We start from the raw sequence: 18,500 nt of genomic DNA on the forward strand, positions 1-18,500 counted from the left end.
ATCTGATGTTGATCTTACTGGTGGAAGACGATCCAGCACAGTTGGAACCATTACGGACAGCATTATTAAAGGTTGGGCATACAGTTGATGCGATCGCCGATGGAGAAACTGCTCAATGGTTCGCCTTTCGCAAGGATTATGACTTGCTGATTTTAGATTGGATGTTGCCCAAGGTGAGTGGGATAGAACTTTGCCAAGTATATCGACGAGCTGGTAAAGTGGCTCCCGTGCTAATGTTGACGGCAAAAGATACAGTTTCCGATAAAGTGGTGGGTTTGGATGCTGGAGCTGATGATTACTTGGTGAAACCTGTGGATGTGTTAGAGTTGTTGGCGCGAGTGCGGGCATTAGGTAGGCGATCGCCTATGTGGCAAGGCGATAAAATTAGCTTGGGCAATTTACATCTGCATTTATCCAACTTGACAATTGAACTTAGTTCAGTCACTACTCAGCTTTCCAGTCGGGAGTTTCAACTAATGGAATATTTGATGCGTCATCCCCGGCAAATTTTATCCCATGACCAAATTGAGCAAGCCCTGTGGAGTTGTGGAGATGAACCCGAAAGTAACGCAGTCACAACTTTAATTCGTCGCCTACGTCAACGTCTGCAAGTAATTGGTGCTAGAGATTGGATAGAAACAGTGCATCGTGTTGGCTATCGCTTAAATCCGCCAAGTTCTTAAGGGACTTCCAAATAAAAAATAAGCAATCGCTTTGGTGAGCAGAAATTTTTGATTTTTGTAGGCGCAAGCCTTCTCTAAGATGGCCTTAGCCTAGCCGTAGGCTATTTTGAATTGATAATCCCCATTCCTATGTTTGATCGCAGTCGCCGTAATCTTGCTCACTGGTTTGCCCTATCAATGGGCGGAATTTTGTTTGCTTTTGCAGGAGTGGGTTACTGTTTAAATGTGGAAGAACAGTTGCGATTTTTTGATGATGAACTCTTTCACCAAAGTAAAACCTTCGCAACAAAAACTCAGTATTCACTTTATCAAAGTCAATGGCAAAAACAAATAACTCCGACTCCCATAGAAAATGGTGTGTCATTGAATGGTGGATTGCTTTATGCTCGATGGTATAACGCTAACAAGCAACTTGTGCAGTTTATGGGTTCATCTGGTAATAAACAGTTAAGCATAGAACCCAGATTTCAAACTTTGCAAGTACCCGTTGCATCAGACAAATCCCCCATTAGAACTAAATGGATTCGCCAAGTCACTATTCCCGTTTTGAAGGATAAGGTATTACTTGGTTATTTCCAAGCTGCCGCCCCAATGGACTCTCTACGTGGCAGTTTAAATCAAGCCCGCTTGTTTTTAGCTTTGGGTGTGCCAATTACTTTTGGGGTGATTGGTATTACTGGTTGGTTTTTAGGTGGACTGGCGATGCGTCCTAGCCATCTGGCTTACCAGCAATTACAGCGATTTACAGCAGATGCTTCTCATGAACTCCGCACACCTGTAGCAACAGTACTAAGCAATGCTCAAGTGGCGCTGATGCCACCGGAAGATACTATTGAACAAAGACAGCGATTACAAAAAATCGCTGAAACCGCCAAGTCAATGAGTACGCTGATCAATAATTTACTCTTCCTGTCACGTCATGATGTTTCCCTGGCAGAAACTACATTAAGACCTGTTGATTTGAGTGAAATGCTGCGATCGCTAGCTTTGGAAGTCACTCCCCAAGCTACTGCTCAAAATCTCTCTTTTCACATCCAAATTCCAGACCAGCCTATTGTGATACACGCTGATGCTAACTTGCTCAGACAAGCTGTGATCAATCTTTTAAGCAACGCTTTCAAATACACAGCAACAGCAGGTGAGGTAAAATTGCGGCTTTTTACCCAGTCTCACCGCGCCATAATTCAAGTGGAAGATAACGGGATTGGCATTCCTGACAGCGATTTACCATACATCTTTGATCGTTTCTATCGAGTAGATATGGCTCGTTCTCGTCAAACTGGCGGCTTCGGACTAGGACTAGCGATCGCTCAACAAATTGTACAAGCACACCAAGGACAAATTTCTGTCAAAAGTCTTCTAGATGAAGGTTCTACTTTTCAAATTGAACTGCTATTGAAATTAACTAAAGCAAGAGAAGCCCGATTTGAAAGGTGCAGAGTTTTGAGAAAAATCCTGAATCAGGGCAAATATAGGCAAGGTAAGTAACATTAAATCTAGATTTTATCGGGCTATGGACAAAATTTGTTTGGTAATCACAACTGATGTCACTCCAATCATGGCGATCAGTGTCAAATACCCCCCAGGAACTAACATTTGATGAATATAATTTGAGTTTTGGCGTTGTTTCCAAGTCATCAAGGCGGGAATTATTCCCCCCAATACGGAAATACTGAAAGTGCCAGCGAAATCTAGTGCTGTTAAGAAAATGTGGGGATTCACCACTCCTAAACCCATAGGAGGTAACAAAATCAGTGAATAAAGCGGCAAACTTTTATTCGTTTCACCCTGAGAAACTACAAAAATATCTTGGAAAAAATCGAGTAAACCGTAAACAAAACCAATAAATGATGTAGCGATCGCAAATTCCGAGAAGATAGATACCAACACTCCTAACCATTTTCCACCACCACCAACCCGGAGAATTTGCAATGGGTCAAAAGTAATCTGTTTTTGTACTAAATCAGGAGTCACGCTACCTAAAATCACCATATTCCACGCCAAAAACATGATTAGAGGAATTGCCGAACCCATGAAAATTGACTGGCGAATCTTGCGGCTATCTCCTTCTAATTGAGTTACAACTACAGGCACAACGTTATGGTAAAAAAGTGCTACTAACATTACAGATACAGCACTTCCCAACGCACTCCAATCTTGAACGAAAAATTGTACGCTTTTAACTTGCCCTGCGCCTAGCAGTAAAAGTCCTAAAAATGAGGTGATGACAATGGCAACAAAAACGCTGTTTAATTTTGCAACAAACTTTTCTCTTCCAAAATATAAAATGCTCCCCAATAATAGGGTGAAAACTGTACCACCTAGCCATGTAGGGAGTTCTGACATTCTCCCAATTTGGGCGATCGCAGAGATTAAAATATCACCGCCTTGGCTGACATAAGCCACAAGCAAAGCATAATGCAGAAACAAATATGCCCCACCTGCAATTCTCGCTCCTAGTTTACCCAGGTTACGTTCCACCATTGCCAATAAGCCAACACTCCAACGTCCCTCTAGACGCATTGAGTTTAAACTCACTTCTGCAATTAACAGTCCGGAAATTAAGGCATATAACCAAATAGCAATCAGCAATACTGTAGATGGCACAATTCCCGAAGGCATTGTCACCGCAGGTAATGCCAAAATACCAGCGCCAACAGTTGTCCCGGCTACAAGTGCGGTACTGCTTAACACACTACCCGGTTGATGGGTTAATTTGTGGCCATCGGTTTCGAGGCGAGAAAACAAGCGTGAAACTTCTGGTTGAGAGGTCATGCCAAGATGCAAATGTTAAGTTAAGTAAACATTTTAACAAACACCTTGAATTTACTATTTTGTCCGCATTTCTACAGCCAACAATTTACTAATTTGCGTTAAATCTACATTTCCACCACTGATAATTACACCAATTCTCATTCCTGGTGCTGTGATGACACCTTCGAGTAAAGCGGCGGCTGCTAATACTCCTGTGGGTTCAACGACAATTTTCATCCGTTCCCAGAGGAAAAACATGGTGCGAAGAATTGCTTCCTCGGAGACTGTCACCATATCATCGACGTATTGTAAGACTAAGGGAAAAGTAATCTGTCCAAGGCTGGGAGTACGCGCACCATCGGCAATTGTATGAGGATTTTCGACGGTTTGTAGGGTTTTGGTATAAAAAGAACGGGTGGCATCATCGGCTAGTGCTGGTTCTACGCCAATTACGCGCAAATTGGGTAACAGGGATTTAGCCGCGATCGCACAACCGGAAATTAATCCCCCACCGCCACAACAAACCAACAGCAAGTCTAATTCTCCAACTTCCTGCACCAATTCTAATGCTGCTGTACCTTGCCCAGCAATCACATGGGGATGATCATAGGGGGGAATGAGAGTTAAACCGCGATCGCTTGCCAGATTTTGGGCTAATTCTTCTCGCTTGGTTTCCTGTCGATTATATAAAATTACCTCTGCACCATAGCTTTCAGTAGCAGTTTGCTTGACGGTAGGGGCATCATCAGGCATAACAACAGTTGTGGGAATGTTGAGTAATTGCCCTGCTAAGGCGATCGCTTGCCCATGATTACCAGATGAAAAGGTCAACACGCCTTTGTCTTTTTTTGCTGCTGATAGCTGTGCTAGGGCGTTATAAGCACCCCTAAATTTAAAAGATCCTGTGCGTTGAAAATTTTCGCACTTGAAAAACACCTCATTATGAGTGCGAGCGTTGACAATCCGAGAAGTCAATACAGGCGTGCGATGGGCAATACCAGCAAGACGCTGCTGTGCTGCTTGCACATCGTTTATGGTGACAGAGCTAAACTGTAACATTTATAGCAGTTTTTTAAAGAGATTTACTCTTCATTGTCAGACGAAAGAGTATCACTGCCAATCATTCATTCAGCAGAGGAGCAGGGAAAATATTTCTCACTCATCAATACCTAAACAAATCTTTGATTAAATTCATAAATTAAATCTACCCTTCCCTTCCGCAACATTGCCGGATCTAATCTTTCTGTGGTGTTGCAAGTCATTAAAACAACTAAACGCTGCTTGAGATGAATACCAGCTTCATCAATGACACTTTGGTATAAAGTCCCATCTAATAAACTTAAAATATGCTCTGTTTTGTTGTTATATTGAGCCACTTCAGAGGCACGATTTTGTGCTAAGTTATCCGCTTCATTGATGATGATGCAAATTCTCTCTAAGTAAGTTGGTGGGACAAAGTTGGTAATAGCATCATGATCCAAAATAAAAATTACATACCCTAAAGGTACAAGAATTTCTTTGGCTACTGCTTGTGTCCATGCGGTTTTTCCTGTTCCCGGTTCTCCATGAACTACAACTGCTAGTTGATTTTGATTGAGAATAGCCTGCTGTACTGCATCAGTAAAGCTTTGAATATCTGCGGGAAAAGTCCGAATGGGAAATTGGCTATGAACTTTGCCGACACGGCTTTGATAACCACTCAGCATTACGGCTAAATCTTGAGTGGCTTTGTTAACTAATGGAGAAAGATTTTTGGACATTAAAGTATATTGTCTTCGTCCGCGATCGTAGGCTTCAACTTGCAGCCAAATATCATGTTTTGACCAGTAAGCATACACAGTGTTGACAACGTCTATACGTTCCCAATTAATAAATTTTTCAACAGGGTAATAAAAATCTCTTTCTGAGTAATATTGAGTTATGATATCGGGACGGCTTAACAACTCTAAAAGGCGCAAGACTGTAATTTCTTGCAGTCTGTTGAGAACATAATCAATAGGAATGCTGTTGCGGCTGACAAATTGGAGTATAGGTGTTTCTGTACTCAAAATATCCTTATATCGATGATCTGGTGATTGAGGATCGGGTGTAATATAATTCCAATATTTTTCTATTTCGTAGCGGGTATTTTCCGATACCAGATTTAATAAATTAGCCCACCATGTAAAATTTTTTCTGCCTAAAACTTCGGCAAAATTACTAGCTATACTTAAAGATTTTTGAGTTAATTCTTGTGTATCACTGTGTAGTATTTGCCATAAAAAACCCCAGTCTAAGTCTCGGTTTAGTGGTCGCCAACCACTGGCGAGTAAATTTTGCCGATTTTGATTATTATTACTATTATCGTTGCTTCTAAAGTAATCAAATTCCATATTTTATCAGCAGTGAATATTTACTAATTTTTAAAAAATTTATTCTTGATTTATTACCAATTACTTGTTACCTACCTCTACGTGTAATTTCATCTCTATCACACTAATTGTTTGTTAGTGATTATTTGCTTATGCCATTGTGTATTTTTGATGGAAAATGGAGAAATTTTAGGGATTATGAATGTTGATTTTTCTGGTTATGCTCACTACTATTGAATTGAAAAGTTGCCCAATATCCCTGATTGGATTTTATGTTTACCTCTGTTGATATGAGCTTATCGCTAGTTAGGGATATGGTAATTAAACTAGTACAGAATGTAAAGGCGAATAAAAAATTTATACTGTAGACTTGTTACCACTTCTCAAAGGCGTATTGATTTTTTCTATACCATATTAGTTATGCTGTTTTCTAGATTAAGTAATATTGTAATACAAATACTACAGAAAATCAATGAACAAGAACTTACAGCACATTTTCTCTGGATAATTTCCATATCTAGCATCACTCCTCGATGAAAGTATACTGCACCAAACCGAGAAACGCTTTATTTTAGAGGTTGCTATTGGATAGGAAAAAATAATTAAGTAAATACGTGGTAATTTATTACAGCTTCATTAGGGATTTTTACTTATGATGATGTAGCCTTAATTTTACTGAAATCAATAACACTAAGGATGACAGAGTAAAATAGAATTTTGTATAACAAGTTATCATGAAGTTAATGAGAAATATTTCTGTAGGTTTGCGTATAATCAATTCCATAGGTATTTATTCAACTGATAAAAGCAAAGTTCTTGTACCTGTTGGCTAGTTGTATTAACAAAAATGTCTAAATTGGCAACAGCAAAATATCAGCCAGTCTGAAAACTTAGCTCTATCCCATCCTTTACGAGATATTTTGTCTGTTTACACAAGAATGATGATAAATTCCAATGGCATCTTCTGGAGAAGAAATGTATCTAACAAATTCATTCATAAGTGATGACAAGAAGCACTACTCTCATCAGCCTTTAGTTTTAGCAGTTGAAGATCATGATGACAGTCTATTGCTGATTAGTTATGCCCTTGAGTCACTTGGCTGTAGATATATTTGCCAAAAAGACAGTTCTGCAACTGTACTGGTGGCAAAAGAGTATCAGCCTGATTTAATTATGTTAGATATCTTATTACCAGGCTTAAATGGACTTGAGGTTGTACGTCATCTTAAGGAAGAACCTCTGACTCAGGAAATTCCAGTACTCGCTGTCACAGCTTTAGCTACTAGAGAGGATCAAAACAAAATTATCAGAGCAGGCTTTGATGAATACATCTGTAAACCCTACATGATTGAAGACTTAGAAGCAGTAATACACAAACTTTTATGTGGTAAGTTCCATGCAAAATCAGCTTATCAGCTATGTCAAGAGTAGGATTTAGGGGAGCAGGGAAGCAATTGTGGAATTTTGAATTGACTAGTCCCTTGCTAATCTGTGCTACGCAGTTCATCACAGCTACTTGTTGAATCTACGATATTCCCAAGGATTGACAAATTGAGGATCTCCCCAAATTCCTAGTTGTTGCTGTTGAGCTTTGGCTTCAGCTTGCTGCACTATTTCTTTACTTGGACACCGATTTAAATAGGGACGATATACTTTAGCTAAACCTTCTTGTAGTAATACTTGTTGTACAAAAGTACCATCCTTTAATCGTACTTCGGCAACCTTACGCCCATAACGATCGCTATCAGTAATATTCAAGGTTACAAGATCACCACCTTGTTTCACCAATTGCTGCACCCGTTCTTGTGCTTTTATACCCCAACTAAATTGATTGCGATCGCTAGTGCGTTTACTTTGCTTTTCCTTCCTAGAATGGGCAATTTCCGGCGCATCCATACAAGCAAAGCGTATAGTAACCTTATTTCCCTTGGCATCTTTCACAACCAATGTATCACCATCGCTAACTCGTTCCACCGAATCCCCACTCGCACCAAAAAAGTTATCACAACCCATCAAACACAACAGAATAATACCTAAACTTAGTAAAATCAGCACCCTTTTAATTAACTTATTCATCTCAACTATATATCGGTGGTTATTTGCATTTAATTATTTGAGTGGGGAGTACTGATACCAATTCAAAATTCGTCTTGAAAAGTTTCCTACGGCGGGAAACCCGCCTACAGAACTTTCCGCAAAATTCAAAATTAGGAAAGCCTAACAGAATAAGGATATGTCAGTATGTATCTGTCGCATTCTTTTTTCAAATTGGAATGAGTGAAAAAAGTTGATTTTCATTAACCCACCTGCGGGTGAATCCTTCTCTGACGAGACGCTAACACGAACGGATACGCTGTGCGATCGCGGTAGACTCCCGTACCGTAGGGAAAGATCAACTAAAGCTACATCTCTCCCAACCTCCTAACGTTCTACCTCATCCACTTCCTTGGGAACTCCAGCTGTTAATACCTCATGTCCCGTAGATGTTACTAAAACATCATCCTCAATGCGAATCCCAATCCCCACCCAGCGCGGGTCAGTTTCTGGTTGGTCTTCTGCTAATTTTGTATCTGGGACAATATACAATCCTGGCTCTACTGTCAGTACTTGGCCTGGTTGTAAAATCTGCGGTTTATCGTCACCGTGTTGGTAAACTCCCACATCATGGACATCCAATCCTAACCAATGGCTAGTGCGGTGCATATAGTAAGGTTTATATTTTTCTTCCTCAATTAATTTATCAACTTCGCCCTTGAGGATACCAATTTCTACCAAGCCTTCTGTGAGGACGCGCACAGCTGTATCGTGGACTGATTTAAATGAGTTTCCCGGTTTTACTTGAGCGATCGCTTGTTTTTGCGATTCCAGTACAATTTCATATAGTATTTTTTGCTCTGGCGTAAACTTACCGCTTACTGGGAATGTGCGGGTAATATCTGAGTTGTAATATCCATAAGCACAACCAGCGTCAATTAATAGCAAGTCTTCATCTTGCATCTGACGATTATTTTCGATGTAATGCAGAACGCAAGCATTTACACCAGAAGCCACAATCGATGGGTAAGCAGGCCCCATCCCCCCCCGCAGGCGAAAAATATGTTCGATTTCTGCTTGAATTTCGTATTCATAACGTCCGGGTACAGCCGATTGCATGGCCTTATTGTGAGCTTCAGTGGCGATCGCCGCAGCTTGACGCATCTGGACTAATTCTGCTTCACTTTTAATTAGCCTCATGCTGTGCAGAATCGGGCCTGTATCTTCTATCGCTATTGGCCCTGTACCCCGCTTGGGATAAGTCCGCAGCAGTTGTTGGTAATGTCTGAGGATGTTGTCATTAAAAGTGCGATCGCGTCCTAAATGATAATAGATGCGATCGGCTTTTTCTAAATACTGGGGTAATTTTTCTTCTAATTCCGATATGGGGTAAGCCTCATCTGCACCATAAATCTCCTTAGCTGCATCTACCCCACACAAATAACCAGTCCACACTTCTTTTTCCCTGTCCTTGGGTTGGACAAATAACACAAACTGATGTTCTGGATGATGCGGCGCTAATACAGCTACAGCTTGCGGTTCGTTAAAACCAGTCAGATAGAAAAAATCACTGTCTTGGCGATAAGTGTATTCGACATCGTTGTGCATTACCGCCATTGGTGCACTGCGAAAAATCGCGGTACCATTGCCAATTTTTGCCATTAATTGCTCACGACGCTGCCGATATTCTGCTTGCATAACTGTTAATTTTGATTCTTTTGTATGATTTTACACTAGTAACAACTAGTATTAGCATATTTTCAGTGGTTGCTAATTTAAGTATTTTAACTAATATTTATTGAAACTCAAGTTTAGTCATCAAAGTTGAGACATCTTTTCAGGTACTCAATAAACTCCAGCTAACTTTAAATAGTTTACAAGTTTCATGAAAGATTGTTGATATAAATTATATTCGCGTTAATTTCACAAAATAATCAGAATAAATGTTTGTCTCTAACCATTTATATCCTTTGTCAGCGAATCATTTTAATTGATGAAAAACTGGGGAGATAATATATAGCCACAGTTATGAATCCATGATTCAAAATAGCCTACAGCCAGGTTAATGGCGGACGATACCTACAGAATTAAAATCGCCTTTCTGCTTGGCTTTGAGACTTGGATGGTGTACTTGATTATTTAGGAATCTACTATATGTCTAAATATGTTGACATTGTTTACCCCATTCAGGAGTTTTAAAATTGTTCAAAACACCCTTGTTTTTTTGATAAAAATGTCTAAAATTAGCCCAGAAAATATATGAAAATCTAACATTCCAGAAAAAGTATTAGGTGTTGATACAAGAATATTCAAAGTTTAAAGAATGTTATTAACTAACAGAAATTGACCTAAATTATCAGTTAAAACTTTTATGACAGCAAGTTTAAAAACCCACCATGCCAGAACAACAAAGCTTTTCTCAAAGAATAGATAACGCCCTTAAAACATCTTTTGCAAGATCAGCATCTTTAGTATCGAGTGCTTACATAAATGATTTAAATCCATCTTCACTATTCACTAGTAGTTCCTCATCAATACAAGCAGAATTACCAATTAACATACCTACAGGTATTAGTGTCAACCCAAATCCTAATCCTTACTTAACTAGTGCAGCGATTTCACCTGATTTCAATGGTGATGGTAAGGCAGATAAAATTTGGGTGAACACTCAAACAGGTGAGATTAGAGTTAGGTTGATGAATGGAGCTACCACCCTAGAAGAAGCTTCTCTTGGGCAGTATGACCTAACCACCTGGACTTATGATATTGCTGACTTTAATAGTGATGGCAAAACAGACTTCCTGTTGCGGAATAATGCCACAGGTGAAAATGCGATCGCAATTATGGATGGAACCAGAGTTGCTAACTTTGTCTATTTAGATAGAGTTGATCCAGGTTGGAATGCCAGCATTGGTGATTTTAACGGCGATCGCAAGACCGATATCTACTGGCATAATGCACAAACAGGTCAAAATGCGATTTGGCTCATGGATGGTACAAACGTTATCAGTGCTAATGTCCTAGATACCGCAGCTGCTGGCTTAACTACCACTATTGTTGATTTTGACGGTAACGGTAAGAGTGACATTTTCTGGCGCAATGAAGCCACAGGAGAAAACGTCGTTTGGTTCATGGATGGCGCACAACCCACCAAGTTCGCCCTACAAGCACAAGACCCATCTTGGACTTATACCCTTGGTGATTTCAACGGTGACTTCAGAACTGATATTCTCTGGCGCAATACCAGCACCGGCGAAAACAAGGTTTGGACAATGAATGGTATCTTCGTAACTGAAGCTACTTTAAATACTCTTAGCCCTGAGTGGACATCCAGTATTGGTGATTTCAATGGAGACGGTAAAACTGATATCCTATGGCACAACCAAGCAACTGGTGAAAATACCGCTTGGTTGATGGATGGTACATCAGTCATTAGTGAAGCCTTCCTACCCAGTAATGGTGCAGGCTCCAGAGCATACATCGGCGATTATAACGGTGATGGCAAGTCTGATATCTACTGGCGCGATCAGGCAAGTGGTACAGACACAATCTGGACTATGGATGGCACAAGAGCGGCTGAAAGCCCTGTTGTCGATGCTCTAACTCCAGAGTGGTACACTGCATAAATTTTAGAGAGTTGGGAGTTGGGAGTTGGGAAGGATAAATTTACCCAATTCCCAATTCCCCATCCCTAACTAAAACTTGTAACTCAAAACTTGAACTGTACTACTATCAGGCAAGTTACCAGAAGTAATATTAATACTGTCACTATTACTACGACGCACAGTTACGCCTTGCATTAAGGACAGAAATTCATCTAGTGGGGCAATATCGCAAGCCGCAGCATCAGCAGCTTGTGTACGGTAATGTGTAGGAATTACCAGTTTGGGATTTAATACCTCAACTGCCTGCTTTGCTTCTTGAGCATTGTAGGCTTTATCACTGCCTCCCACGGGTACTAACAAAATATCAGGTCGCCCCATAAGGATTTTCTGTTCAATAGAAATGGGTGCGGCCGCCCCTCCCAAATGCAGGATATTGACTCCACCCTGTGTCCATTTCCATGCAGTATTCATCCCGAATTGCCTGCCACCTTTGCGATCGTGGGCTATAGAGATTCCCTGAAATTGTATACCTTGAAACTCGTAAACTCCGGGTTCATATACAAGCTTAGGATTACCAGGTAATCCATCAACTGCGCCTTCATCTAACAATTGACTACTAATTAATACTAAATTTGCTGTAACTCTTGGTGGACGATAACCAGCCGTACAACCAACTGTCCGAAATGGATTGACGAGAATTTTCGCCCCACCGCCAGTAAACAGAAAACTGGTATGACCCAACCACTGCACCGATACACCGCTAGATTGTGCATCAGCTTGGAGATGTGAACCAAGGGTAGAGACAAAAGCTGTGGCTAATCCCGCCCCAGCATAGCCTAGCAACTGTCGTCTTTTCATTAATTATTCTCGTAACTGTAACTGTTCCAGAAAATTCCGCAATAACTGTTTTCCTGAGGATGTAAGAACACTCTCTGGGTGAAACTGGACTCCTTGAATGTGAGGATAGTTCCGGTGTCGCACTCCCATAATCGTACCATCATCTACCCAAGCAGTAATTTCTAACACTTCGGGGCAAGTTTGGCGGTCAATTACCAGACTGTGATATCTGGTGGCAATCATAGGATTTTCTAATCCTTGAAAAACCCCAACCCCAGCGTGAGTTACCTGAGAAGTTTTGCCGTGCATTAACTCTGGAGCAGAGACAATATTACCACCAAACACCTGACCAATGCTTTGATGTCCCAAACATACGCCTAAAATTGGCAAGTTAGTGCCTAATTCTTCAATTAAATTCAAAGATATACCCGCATCTTCTGGACGACCAGGCCCAGGAGAAATGACGATCGCATCAGGATTTAATGCCCGAATCTCGTCTAAAGTTATTTTATCGTTGCGAAAAACTTGGATTTCTGATGCCACGGGAAACTCAGATGCCAGTTCTCCCAAGTACTGCACCAAGTTGTAAGTAAAGCTGTCGTAATTATCGATGACTATAATCACAGCGCCTATAGCTCCTGGTTACTATTCTTCTCATGTTTAGTTTTCACCAGATTTGAGCTGCTGTAAATGTCATCCCCATAAATGAGGGACTGGGAAGAGAGATTTTTATTTCTTATTTGTCAGTTTTTAAGCGTGATTGTCTATTTTAAAAATAGGCAAGAGGTTATAAATCAGCTCTAGAAAGCTGACATAATTAGAACTACCAAGGGTGGTAGCAAGAGGATTGCAGCAACTAACACGGCTACCAAGGCGGAAACTAGTACTGCACCAGCAGCACAGTCTTTGGCAATTTTGGCTAATTCGTGGTATGTCTGTTTTACAGTCAAGTCAACAAGAGACTCGATTGCTGTATTTAGTAACTCCATCACCAAGACTAAACCGCTAGTGATACCGATAACTGCTATTTCTACTGCTTGCAGATGTAGGAAAATGCTTAAGGCGATCGCTAAAGCACAAACACTGATATGAATGCGAAAATTACGCTGAGTTTGAAAACTATAGGTAATTCCAGCCCAGGCATATTTAAAGCTAATAAATAAATTAGTGGCAACTTGCCAAGAAAGTTCCCGTTCTTTCATTACTAGTGATGGTAGGCTGTTTGGGGTTGGTGGCTGGGAAACTTGTTGGGACATAGGCTTAAAAATAAAATATGTGGATAGGTCAGTGATAAATCTTCGCCGATTTTAATCTGCTATGTGCTTTTAGGCAATTTTCTCTAAAAGTATTATAAAAGCATGGCTCAGAATGAATACTGACAGGGATAAAAATATTTAATAATTTAGGTTAATATTAATACCAACAGATTCTAGTAATATTACTTGTTGTTTTAGCATCACCATTAAACTTGCTTCATCAGGATGATCCCAGCCCAACAGATGTAGTAAACCGTGAGCTGTTAACCAAGCTAACTCAGTTGACAAACTATGATCCTGCTGATTAGCTTGACGTTGTGCCGTATTGATAGAAACAACGATATCACCTAGATACAAAGGTTCAGCCACCATTTCCGGATTTTGTGGCAAATCTACCTCTAAAGCGGCAAATGCTAAAACGTCTGTAGGTTTGTTTTGTTGACGATATTGGGCATTAATTACTTGAATTTCTGTATCGTCGGTTAACCGCAAACAAATTTCATAGCTTGGTGCAGGTGGAAGATGGGAATCAAGAATATCTAACCAGCGACGAAACCAGTCTTCCCAAGTGGCAGAAATAATTTGACTATCCACATATCCAGAAGCTTGAGCTGCTTCCGGGGAAAGTTCAAAGAAACAATCTTGTACATCTAGTTCAACTTGTACCAAATACCCATTCTCCTCAGCACTTGAGATTGTTGCTTACAATTAGCGAGTTAAATAAGCAAGTCCCACAAGGACAGCTAAAAGACCTACGGCAGTCAAGACAAAATGTTTTGCAGAAGTGCCGCCCTTACGTACCATATTCCGCATGGCAAGCTTGACGTAACTGGGTTGAGATTCTGTTGAAGGGGGGTTACTCATAATGATTGAATCAAAAAACGCTTTTATATATAAATCTAACAGGTCATGGTAAAGAGTGGGAGTTGGGGAAGAGTAATGAGTAATGAGTAATGAGTAATGAGTGGTGAGTGATGAGGGGTGTGGGGTGTGGGGAAGATACAGCCCCAACAAAGCGCATCGTTTGAAACCCCATACAAGTTAAGACGATAGCATTGCTGGAGAATTGAAACTCTGACAAATGACGGATTCACTACACCCTACACCCTACCCCCCAATTAAGCAGACTCCCCTTCTACGATTTGATTTTCCTGGCGTAGATAGGCTTGAATGAACATATCGAGTTCACCGTTCATGATATCGGCGATCGCAGTTGTTTCCGCATTGGTACGCAAATCCTTTACCATCTGGTAAGGATGGAATACATAGTTACGGATTTGATTACCCCAAGAGGCTTCCACCATATCGCCGCGAATTTGGGCGATTTCCTGGGCTTTTTGTTCCTGGGCAATGACCATCAACTTGGCTTTGAGACGAGCGAGGGCTTTTTCCTTGTTTTGCAACTGGGAACGTTCTTCAGTACAGCGTACAGCGATACCTGTGGGCAGGTGAACCACTCGCACGGCTGTTTCTACTTTGTTGACGTTCTGTCCACCCTTACCACCAGAACGAGTTGTGGTAATTTCCAAGTCCTTTTCGGGGATATCCAACTGTACAGTGTTATCCAACTGCGGCATCACTTCCACCCCAGCAAAACTAGTTTGCCGCTTGCCATTGGCATTGAAAGGTGAAATCCTCACTAAACGATGAGTTCCTGTTTCTGACCGTAAGTAACCATAGGCATAACGACCAGTGATTTCCAAGGTGGCTGATTTAATCCCCGCTTCGTCGCCCTCCGATTCTTCGGCTAAAGCTACCTTGTAACCTTGGGCTTCAGCCCAACGGGTGTACATCCTCAACAGCATAAATGCCCAGTCTTGAGCATCTGTTCCACCAGCACCAGCGTTAATTGTTAATACTGCCCCTTCCGCATCGTAAGGGCCAGACAATAACTGCTGTAATTCCCACTGATCGAGATCACGATTGAGCTTGGTAATTGTAGTTTCCGCTTCTTGCAATAGTGCTTCGTCGGTTTCCAATTCCAACAACTCAACCACAGCCCTAGTATCTTCTAGATTGGCGTGCCACTGATGATACTGTTCCAGGTGGGCTTTGAGGTCGTTGAGTTCTTGCAGCGTTTTTTGGGCTTGGTTTTGGTCATCCCAAAATTCTGGCTGTGCTGCTATTTGTTCCAGGTCTTGAATTTTGGCATTGAGTGCAGGTACGTCAAAGATAGTCCTGGGTTTTACCCAGGCGGCTAGACAACGTTTCAATTTCGCGTTTCAGTTCTAAAACTTCCATAAAGCTTGCTCAGAATACAGCGCTTTGGATGATATTATATTTTACTTTCTGATTTTAGCGGTAATTGGTCAGATTCTTTCGTCACAAAGATGAACCCAGAGCAGATTCTGGCGCTCAAGAAAGAGTCAAAATGATTTTATGTTGCTGTTACTTGCAGATGATTTTTCTTATGAAGACAAATTTTATTTTAGTTATCAACTAAGAAAAATATTTGTTATGGGTATGAAAATTTAATACAAGATAATAGTTAGCGATCGCATCTTTAGTTTGTATATTATTTGAGATATTTTTTTGATCAAAAATTATTTTTATGATAAATTCACTAAATCAACTCGATTTTAGAAGTTAATGATATGTCTCTAACTATCTCAAGCGTGCTTGACAGTAATTTCTATCGTGTAGCGAATCCTGACTTAGCTGGTTTGAATGATGCTCAAGCTTTGTCTCATTTTCAAGCTAGGGGTATAAATGAAGGTCGTTTATTCTCACCATTGATTAGTTTGAGTTTCTACCGATCTAGTAATTCTGACTTGGCAAACTTAAATAATAATCAACTATTAAATCATGTAGTCAATCATGGAATCGCTGAGGGACGTATATTTTCTCCTATAGTTAATCTCGACTACTATCGTGAGCGTAACAATGATATTGCCAGCTTTAACAATGAGCAATTATTTACTCATTTAAAAAATTCTGGTATTTCTGAAGGACGGGTTTTTTCTCCAATTTTTAATTTCGGTTATTATAAAAGTCCTAATTCGGATTTGGCTTCCTTAAATAACTCTCAACTGTTAAATCATTTTGTCATCAATGGCATAAATGAAGGACGTAAGTTTTCATCATATTTTGAATTTGATTACTATCGATCTAATAATCGAGATTTAGCTAATTTTAGTAATAATCAGTTATTAAATCATTTCACAATCTATGGGATAGACGAAGGTCGTAAATCTTCATCTGCCTTTGATGCTGGATATTATAAAAGAAATAATCCAGACTTAGCTACTTTGCGAGGCTTTAATTTAATAGACCACTTTGGGAGATTTGGTATCCTCGAAGGCCGCCAAGCTACTAATGACTACGCCGGAAATACATTCGCTACTGCTCGTCAAATTACCATAGGTGCAAATTACACTCACATATTTGAACACGTTGGCACATCTGATGCTTATGACTACTATCGGTTTGATTTGAATCAGGCTAGTAATATTAGACTAGATAACGTTAGTTTTTCCAGAAGTGTAATTGAACAAGTCCTTGATAGTAGAGGTAATATTTTAAGTTCTAGAAATACCGCCGTTAGAGGTTCTAGTGCTAATCCTGTCCAAAACTTGCAATTGTCTCCAGGAACTTACTATATACGCATCCAGCCGCAACAGGGGAATACAATTTACTCTCTGTGGCTTTCTACTAACAATAACTCTGGAAGTACATTAGAACAGTTGTTATTAGAGGCACAATTGCAGGCAGAGTTGTTGGAGATAATGAGACGAGGTTATTCTAACCTTCTAGACATATCAAGAGGACTAATAAACGCGGTTTAAATAATTAACGATGTGTATAGGAATCCGGAATCATTCGTGAGAAAAGCGCATTAGACTATAAAACAAAGGAATTTTTCATTTACAAGGCAAAAAAACTCATTCCGAAACTACAATTGATTTCTTAAAATATTTTCAATCATTACGTCCTCAAACCAGTGTGTTTTAGATGAAGGCAGAGTATCAGAGAAATTCATATAAAATCAAGGCCTATTCTGTATAAACAATCTTCAGTGGCTGATTATGCAGAATTTTTTCGTATAAGGGACTTCCAGAAAATCAATTATCCCATTTACTCAGATAATATTTTGTTGTCTTCCCCCTGCTTCCTGCTCTCCTGCCTACCCAGTGATAGGATATTTTTTTAGTTGGAAGTCCCTTACCAGAGCTTAGGAAGAGTATTGTCGTGTCGTAGACATTGCTCTTTTTTCAATCATTCTGGGCTAATCACGGTAAAGTCACCTAAAATCAATGACACTACAACATCAGACGAATCGGCATTCTCTACTTGAATCAACCAGCGTTGGTTTGCTTGACTATCTGAGTTTGACTCTCGACCACGGACTAACCCATATTTTCCTGCTACATAGGAAGGACTTAAAATCAACACTCTATCTCCTAGTTGAATATGCTCTGAGTTTTGCAAGATTGCTCCTAATGCTATTGGCTTTGATAAAGAATAAAACTGGCTTATCTACTAATTTTTAAATTAAATTAACTAACTGATAATCTTTTTTTAACCTATTTAGGTAACTTATTTTTGGCTACGAGAATTTTTGCACCAAAGCAAGAATAGTTTTTGGCGTTATTCCAGCAGCTTTCTAAATTAATGCGAGCTTCCCATTTAGATAAGCTAAGAATTAGCTATACATAAAATCGTTCTTTACAAAAGGATTTCTATTCTCGTAAAAAATGTATAAAATTTAACTACATTAATCCGACCAATTAGGTGTAGTATAACATTCAATTGGTGTGGTGTAGATACTTAGCAGTCAATTATTTAACTGCACTAATTAACACATCTCGCTTCTGTCTTATTGGTTTAGTTTGAGTTGTGCAATCTCAAGTAGTCTGCATTCACGATAATTACAACAATACCTTTGCCAAATTACGAGGGTTCAACGCCCGTAGAAACGGGATGAATACGTCCTAAAGAAGTAAGCTTGGCAAAAATCTGGTTTAATAAAATAGGCTCAGG

The 18,500-nt window shown here is 40.0% G+C and carries 17 protein-coding genes; 5 read left to right on the forward strand and 12 right to left on the reverse strand.

Annotated features, from left to right (window positions below):
- The first annotated feature begins 5 nt into the window (after positions 1-5).
- Together H6G18_RS19755 and H6G18_RS19760 are read left to right on the forward strand one after the other, a co-directional pair.
- Positions 6-683 carry a response regulator transcription factor gene (locus H6G18_RS19755; protein ID WP_190408804.1) on the forward strand — a complete coding sequence of 226 codons (678 nt, stop codon included), beginning with the start codon at positions 6-8 and terminating at the stop codon, positions 681-683.
- 129 nt (positions 684-812) lie between these two features.
- On the forward strand, positions 813-2,171 hold the full coding sequence (locus H6G18_RS19760; protein WP_190408805.1) for a sensor histidine kinase: 1,359 nt from the start codon (positions 813-815) through the stop codon (positions 2,169-2,171).
- 15 nt (positions 2,172-2,186) lie between these two features.
- Here the strand turns inward: H6G18_RS19760 and H6G18_RS19765 are convergent, their stop codons facing one another.
- The 3 genes from H6G18_RS19765 to H6G18_RS19775 all read right to left on the reverse strand — a co-directional run bounded on the left by H6G18_RS19765 (position 2,187) and on the right by H6G18_RS19775 (position 5,809).
- A complete protein-coding gene (locus tag H6G18_RS19765) occupies positions 2,187-3,458 on the reverse strand; it encodes an amino acid permease (RefSeq protein WP_190408806.1) in 1,272 nt (423 codons plus the stop codon).
- Positions 3,459-3,512: 54 nt separating this feature from the next.
- Positions 3,513-4,496 carry a threo-3-hydroxy-L-aspartate ammonia-lyase gene (locus tag H6G18_RS19770; RefSeq protein WP_190408807.1) on the reverse strand — a complete coding sequence of 328 codons (984 nt, stop codon included), beginning with the start codon at positions 4,494-4,496 and terminating at the stop codon, positions 3,513-3,515.
- Between the two features lie 110 nt (positions 4,497-4,606).
- Complete coding sequence (locus tag H6G18_RS19775; RefSeq protein WP_190408808.1) at positions 4,607-5,809, reverse strand: AAA family ATPase; 1,203 nt, start codon at positions 5,807-5,809, stop codon at positions 4,607-4,609.
- Between the two features lie 954 nt (positions 5,810-6,763).
- Here H6G18_RS19775 and H6G18_RS19780 point away from each other — a divergent pair.
- Positions 6,764-7,219, forward strand: a complete 456-nt coding sequence (locus H6G18_RS19780; protein WP_190408821.1) for a response regulator — start codon at positions 6,764-6,766, stop codon at positions 7,217-7,219.
- A gap of 81 nt (positions 7,220-7,300) precedes the next feature.
- Here the strand turns inward: H6G18_RS19780 and H6G18_RS19785 are convergent, their stop codons facing one another.
- Together H6G18_RS19785 and pepP are read right to left on the reverse strand one after the other, a co-directional pair.
- A complete protein-coding gene (locus tag H6G18_RS19785) occupies positions 7,301-7,864 on the reverse strand; it encodes a thermonuclease family protein (RefSeq protein WP_190408809.1) in 564 nt (187 codons plus the stop codon).
- 345 nt (positions 7,865-8,209) lie between these two features.
- On the reverse strand, positions 8,210-9,520 hold the full coding sequence (gene pepP, locus H6G18_RS19790; protein ID WP_190408810.1) for a Xaa-Pro aminopeptidase: 1,311 nt from the start codon (positions 9,518-9,520) through the stop codon (positions 8,210-8,212).
- Between the two features lie 698 nt (positions 9,521-10,218).
- Here pepP and H6G18_RS19795 point away from each other — a divergent pair.
- A complete protein-coding gene (locus H6G18_RS19795) occupies positions 10,219-11,448 on the forward strand; it encodes an FG-GAP repeat domain-containing protein (protein ID WP_190408811.1) in 1,230 nt (409 codons plus the stop codon).
- A gap of 69 nt (positions 11,449-11,517) precedes the next feature.
- Here the strand turns inward: H6G18_RS19795 and H6G18_RS19800 are convergent, their stop codons facing one another.
- From H6G18_RS19800 to prfB, 6 genes are all read right to left on the reverse strand, one after another.
- Positions 11,518-12,285 carry an MBL fold metallo-hydrolase gene (locus H6G18_RS19800; protein WP_190408812.1) on the reverse strand — a complete coding sequence of 256 codons (768 nt, stop codon included), beginning with the start codon at positions 12,283-12,285 and terminating at the stop codon, positions 11,518-11,520.
- Between the two features lie 3 nt (positions 12,286-12,288).
- Positions 12,289-12,888 (reverse strand): anthranilate synthase component II, encoded by a 600-nt coding sequence (locus H6G18_RS19805; RefSeq protein WP_190408813.1) that lies wholly within the window; start codon positions 12,886-12,888, stop codon positions 12,289-12,291.
- Positions 12,889-13,064: 176 nt separating this feature from the next.
- Positions 13,065-13,520: a diacylglycerol kinase family protein gene (locus H6G18_RS19810; RefSeq protein ID WP_190408814.1), complete on the reverse strand. Its 456-nt coding sequence runs from the start codon at positions 13,518-13,520 to the stop codon at positions 13,065-13,067.
- A gap of 138 nt (positions 13,521-13,658) precedes the next feature.
- A complete protein-coding gene (ybeY, locus tag H6G18_RS19815) occupies positions 13,659-14,189 on the reverse strand; it encodes an rRNA maturation RNase YbeY (RefSeq protein WP_190408815.1) in 531 nt (176 codons plus the stop codon).
- Positions 14,190-14,228: 39 nt separating this feature from the next.
- Positions 14,229-14,384 carry a DUF3285 domain-containing protein gene (locus tag H6G18_RS19820; protein ID WP_190408816.1) on the reverse strand — a complete coding sequence of 52 codons (156 nt, stop codon included), beginning with the start codon at positions 14,382-14,384 and terminating at the stop codon, positions 14,229-14,231.
- Between the two features lie 254 nt (positions 14,385-14,638).
- A protein-coding gene (prfB, locus tag H6G18_RS19825; protein WP_190408817.1) for a peptide chain release factor 2 occupies positions 14,639-15,761 on the reverse strand; the annotation gives its coding sequence in 2 pieces (ribosomal slippage) (positions 14,639-15,688 and positions 15,690-15,761; 1,122 coding nt in all).
- A 353-nt stretch (positions 15,762-16,114) separates the two neighbouring features.
- On the opposite strand from prfB, the gene H6G18_RS19830 reads away from it, so the two are divergent.
- Positions 16,115-17,305 (forward strand): hypothetical protein, encoded by a 1,191-nt coding sequence (locus H6G18_RS19830; RefSeq protein ID WP_190408818.1) that lies wholly within the window; start codon positions 16,115-16,117, stop codon positions 17,303-17,305.
- Between the two features lie 430 nt (positions 17,306-17,735).
- On the opposite strand, the gene H6G18_RS19835 is transcribed toward H6G18_RS19830, so the two are convergent.
- The gene (locus tag H6G18_RS19835; RefSeq protein ID WP_190408819.1) at positions 17,736-17,948 is read right to left on the reverse strand and encodes a hypothetical protein; all 213 of its coding nucleotides are present in this window, start codon (positions 17,946-17,948) and stop codon (positions 17,736-17,738) included.
- Between the last annotated feature and the right edge of the window lie 552 nt (positions 17,949-18,500).

Origin of the sequence: Anabaena subtropica FACHB-260 (genome assembly GCF_014697105.1) — a bacterium.
Classification (GTDB): domain Bacteria; phylum Cyanobacteriota; class Cyanobacteriia; order Cyanobacteriales; family Nostocaceae; genus Trichormus; species Trichormus subtropicus.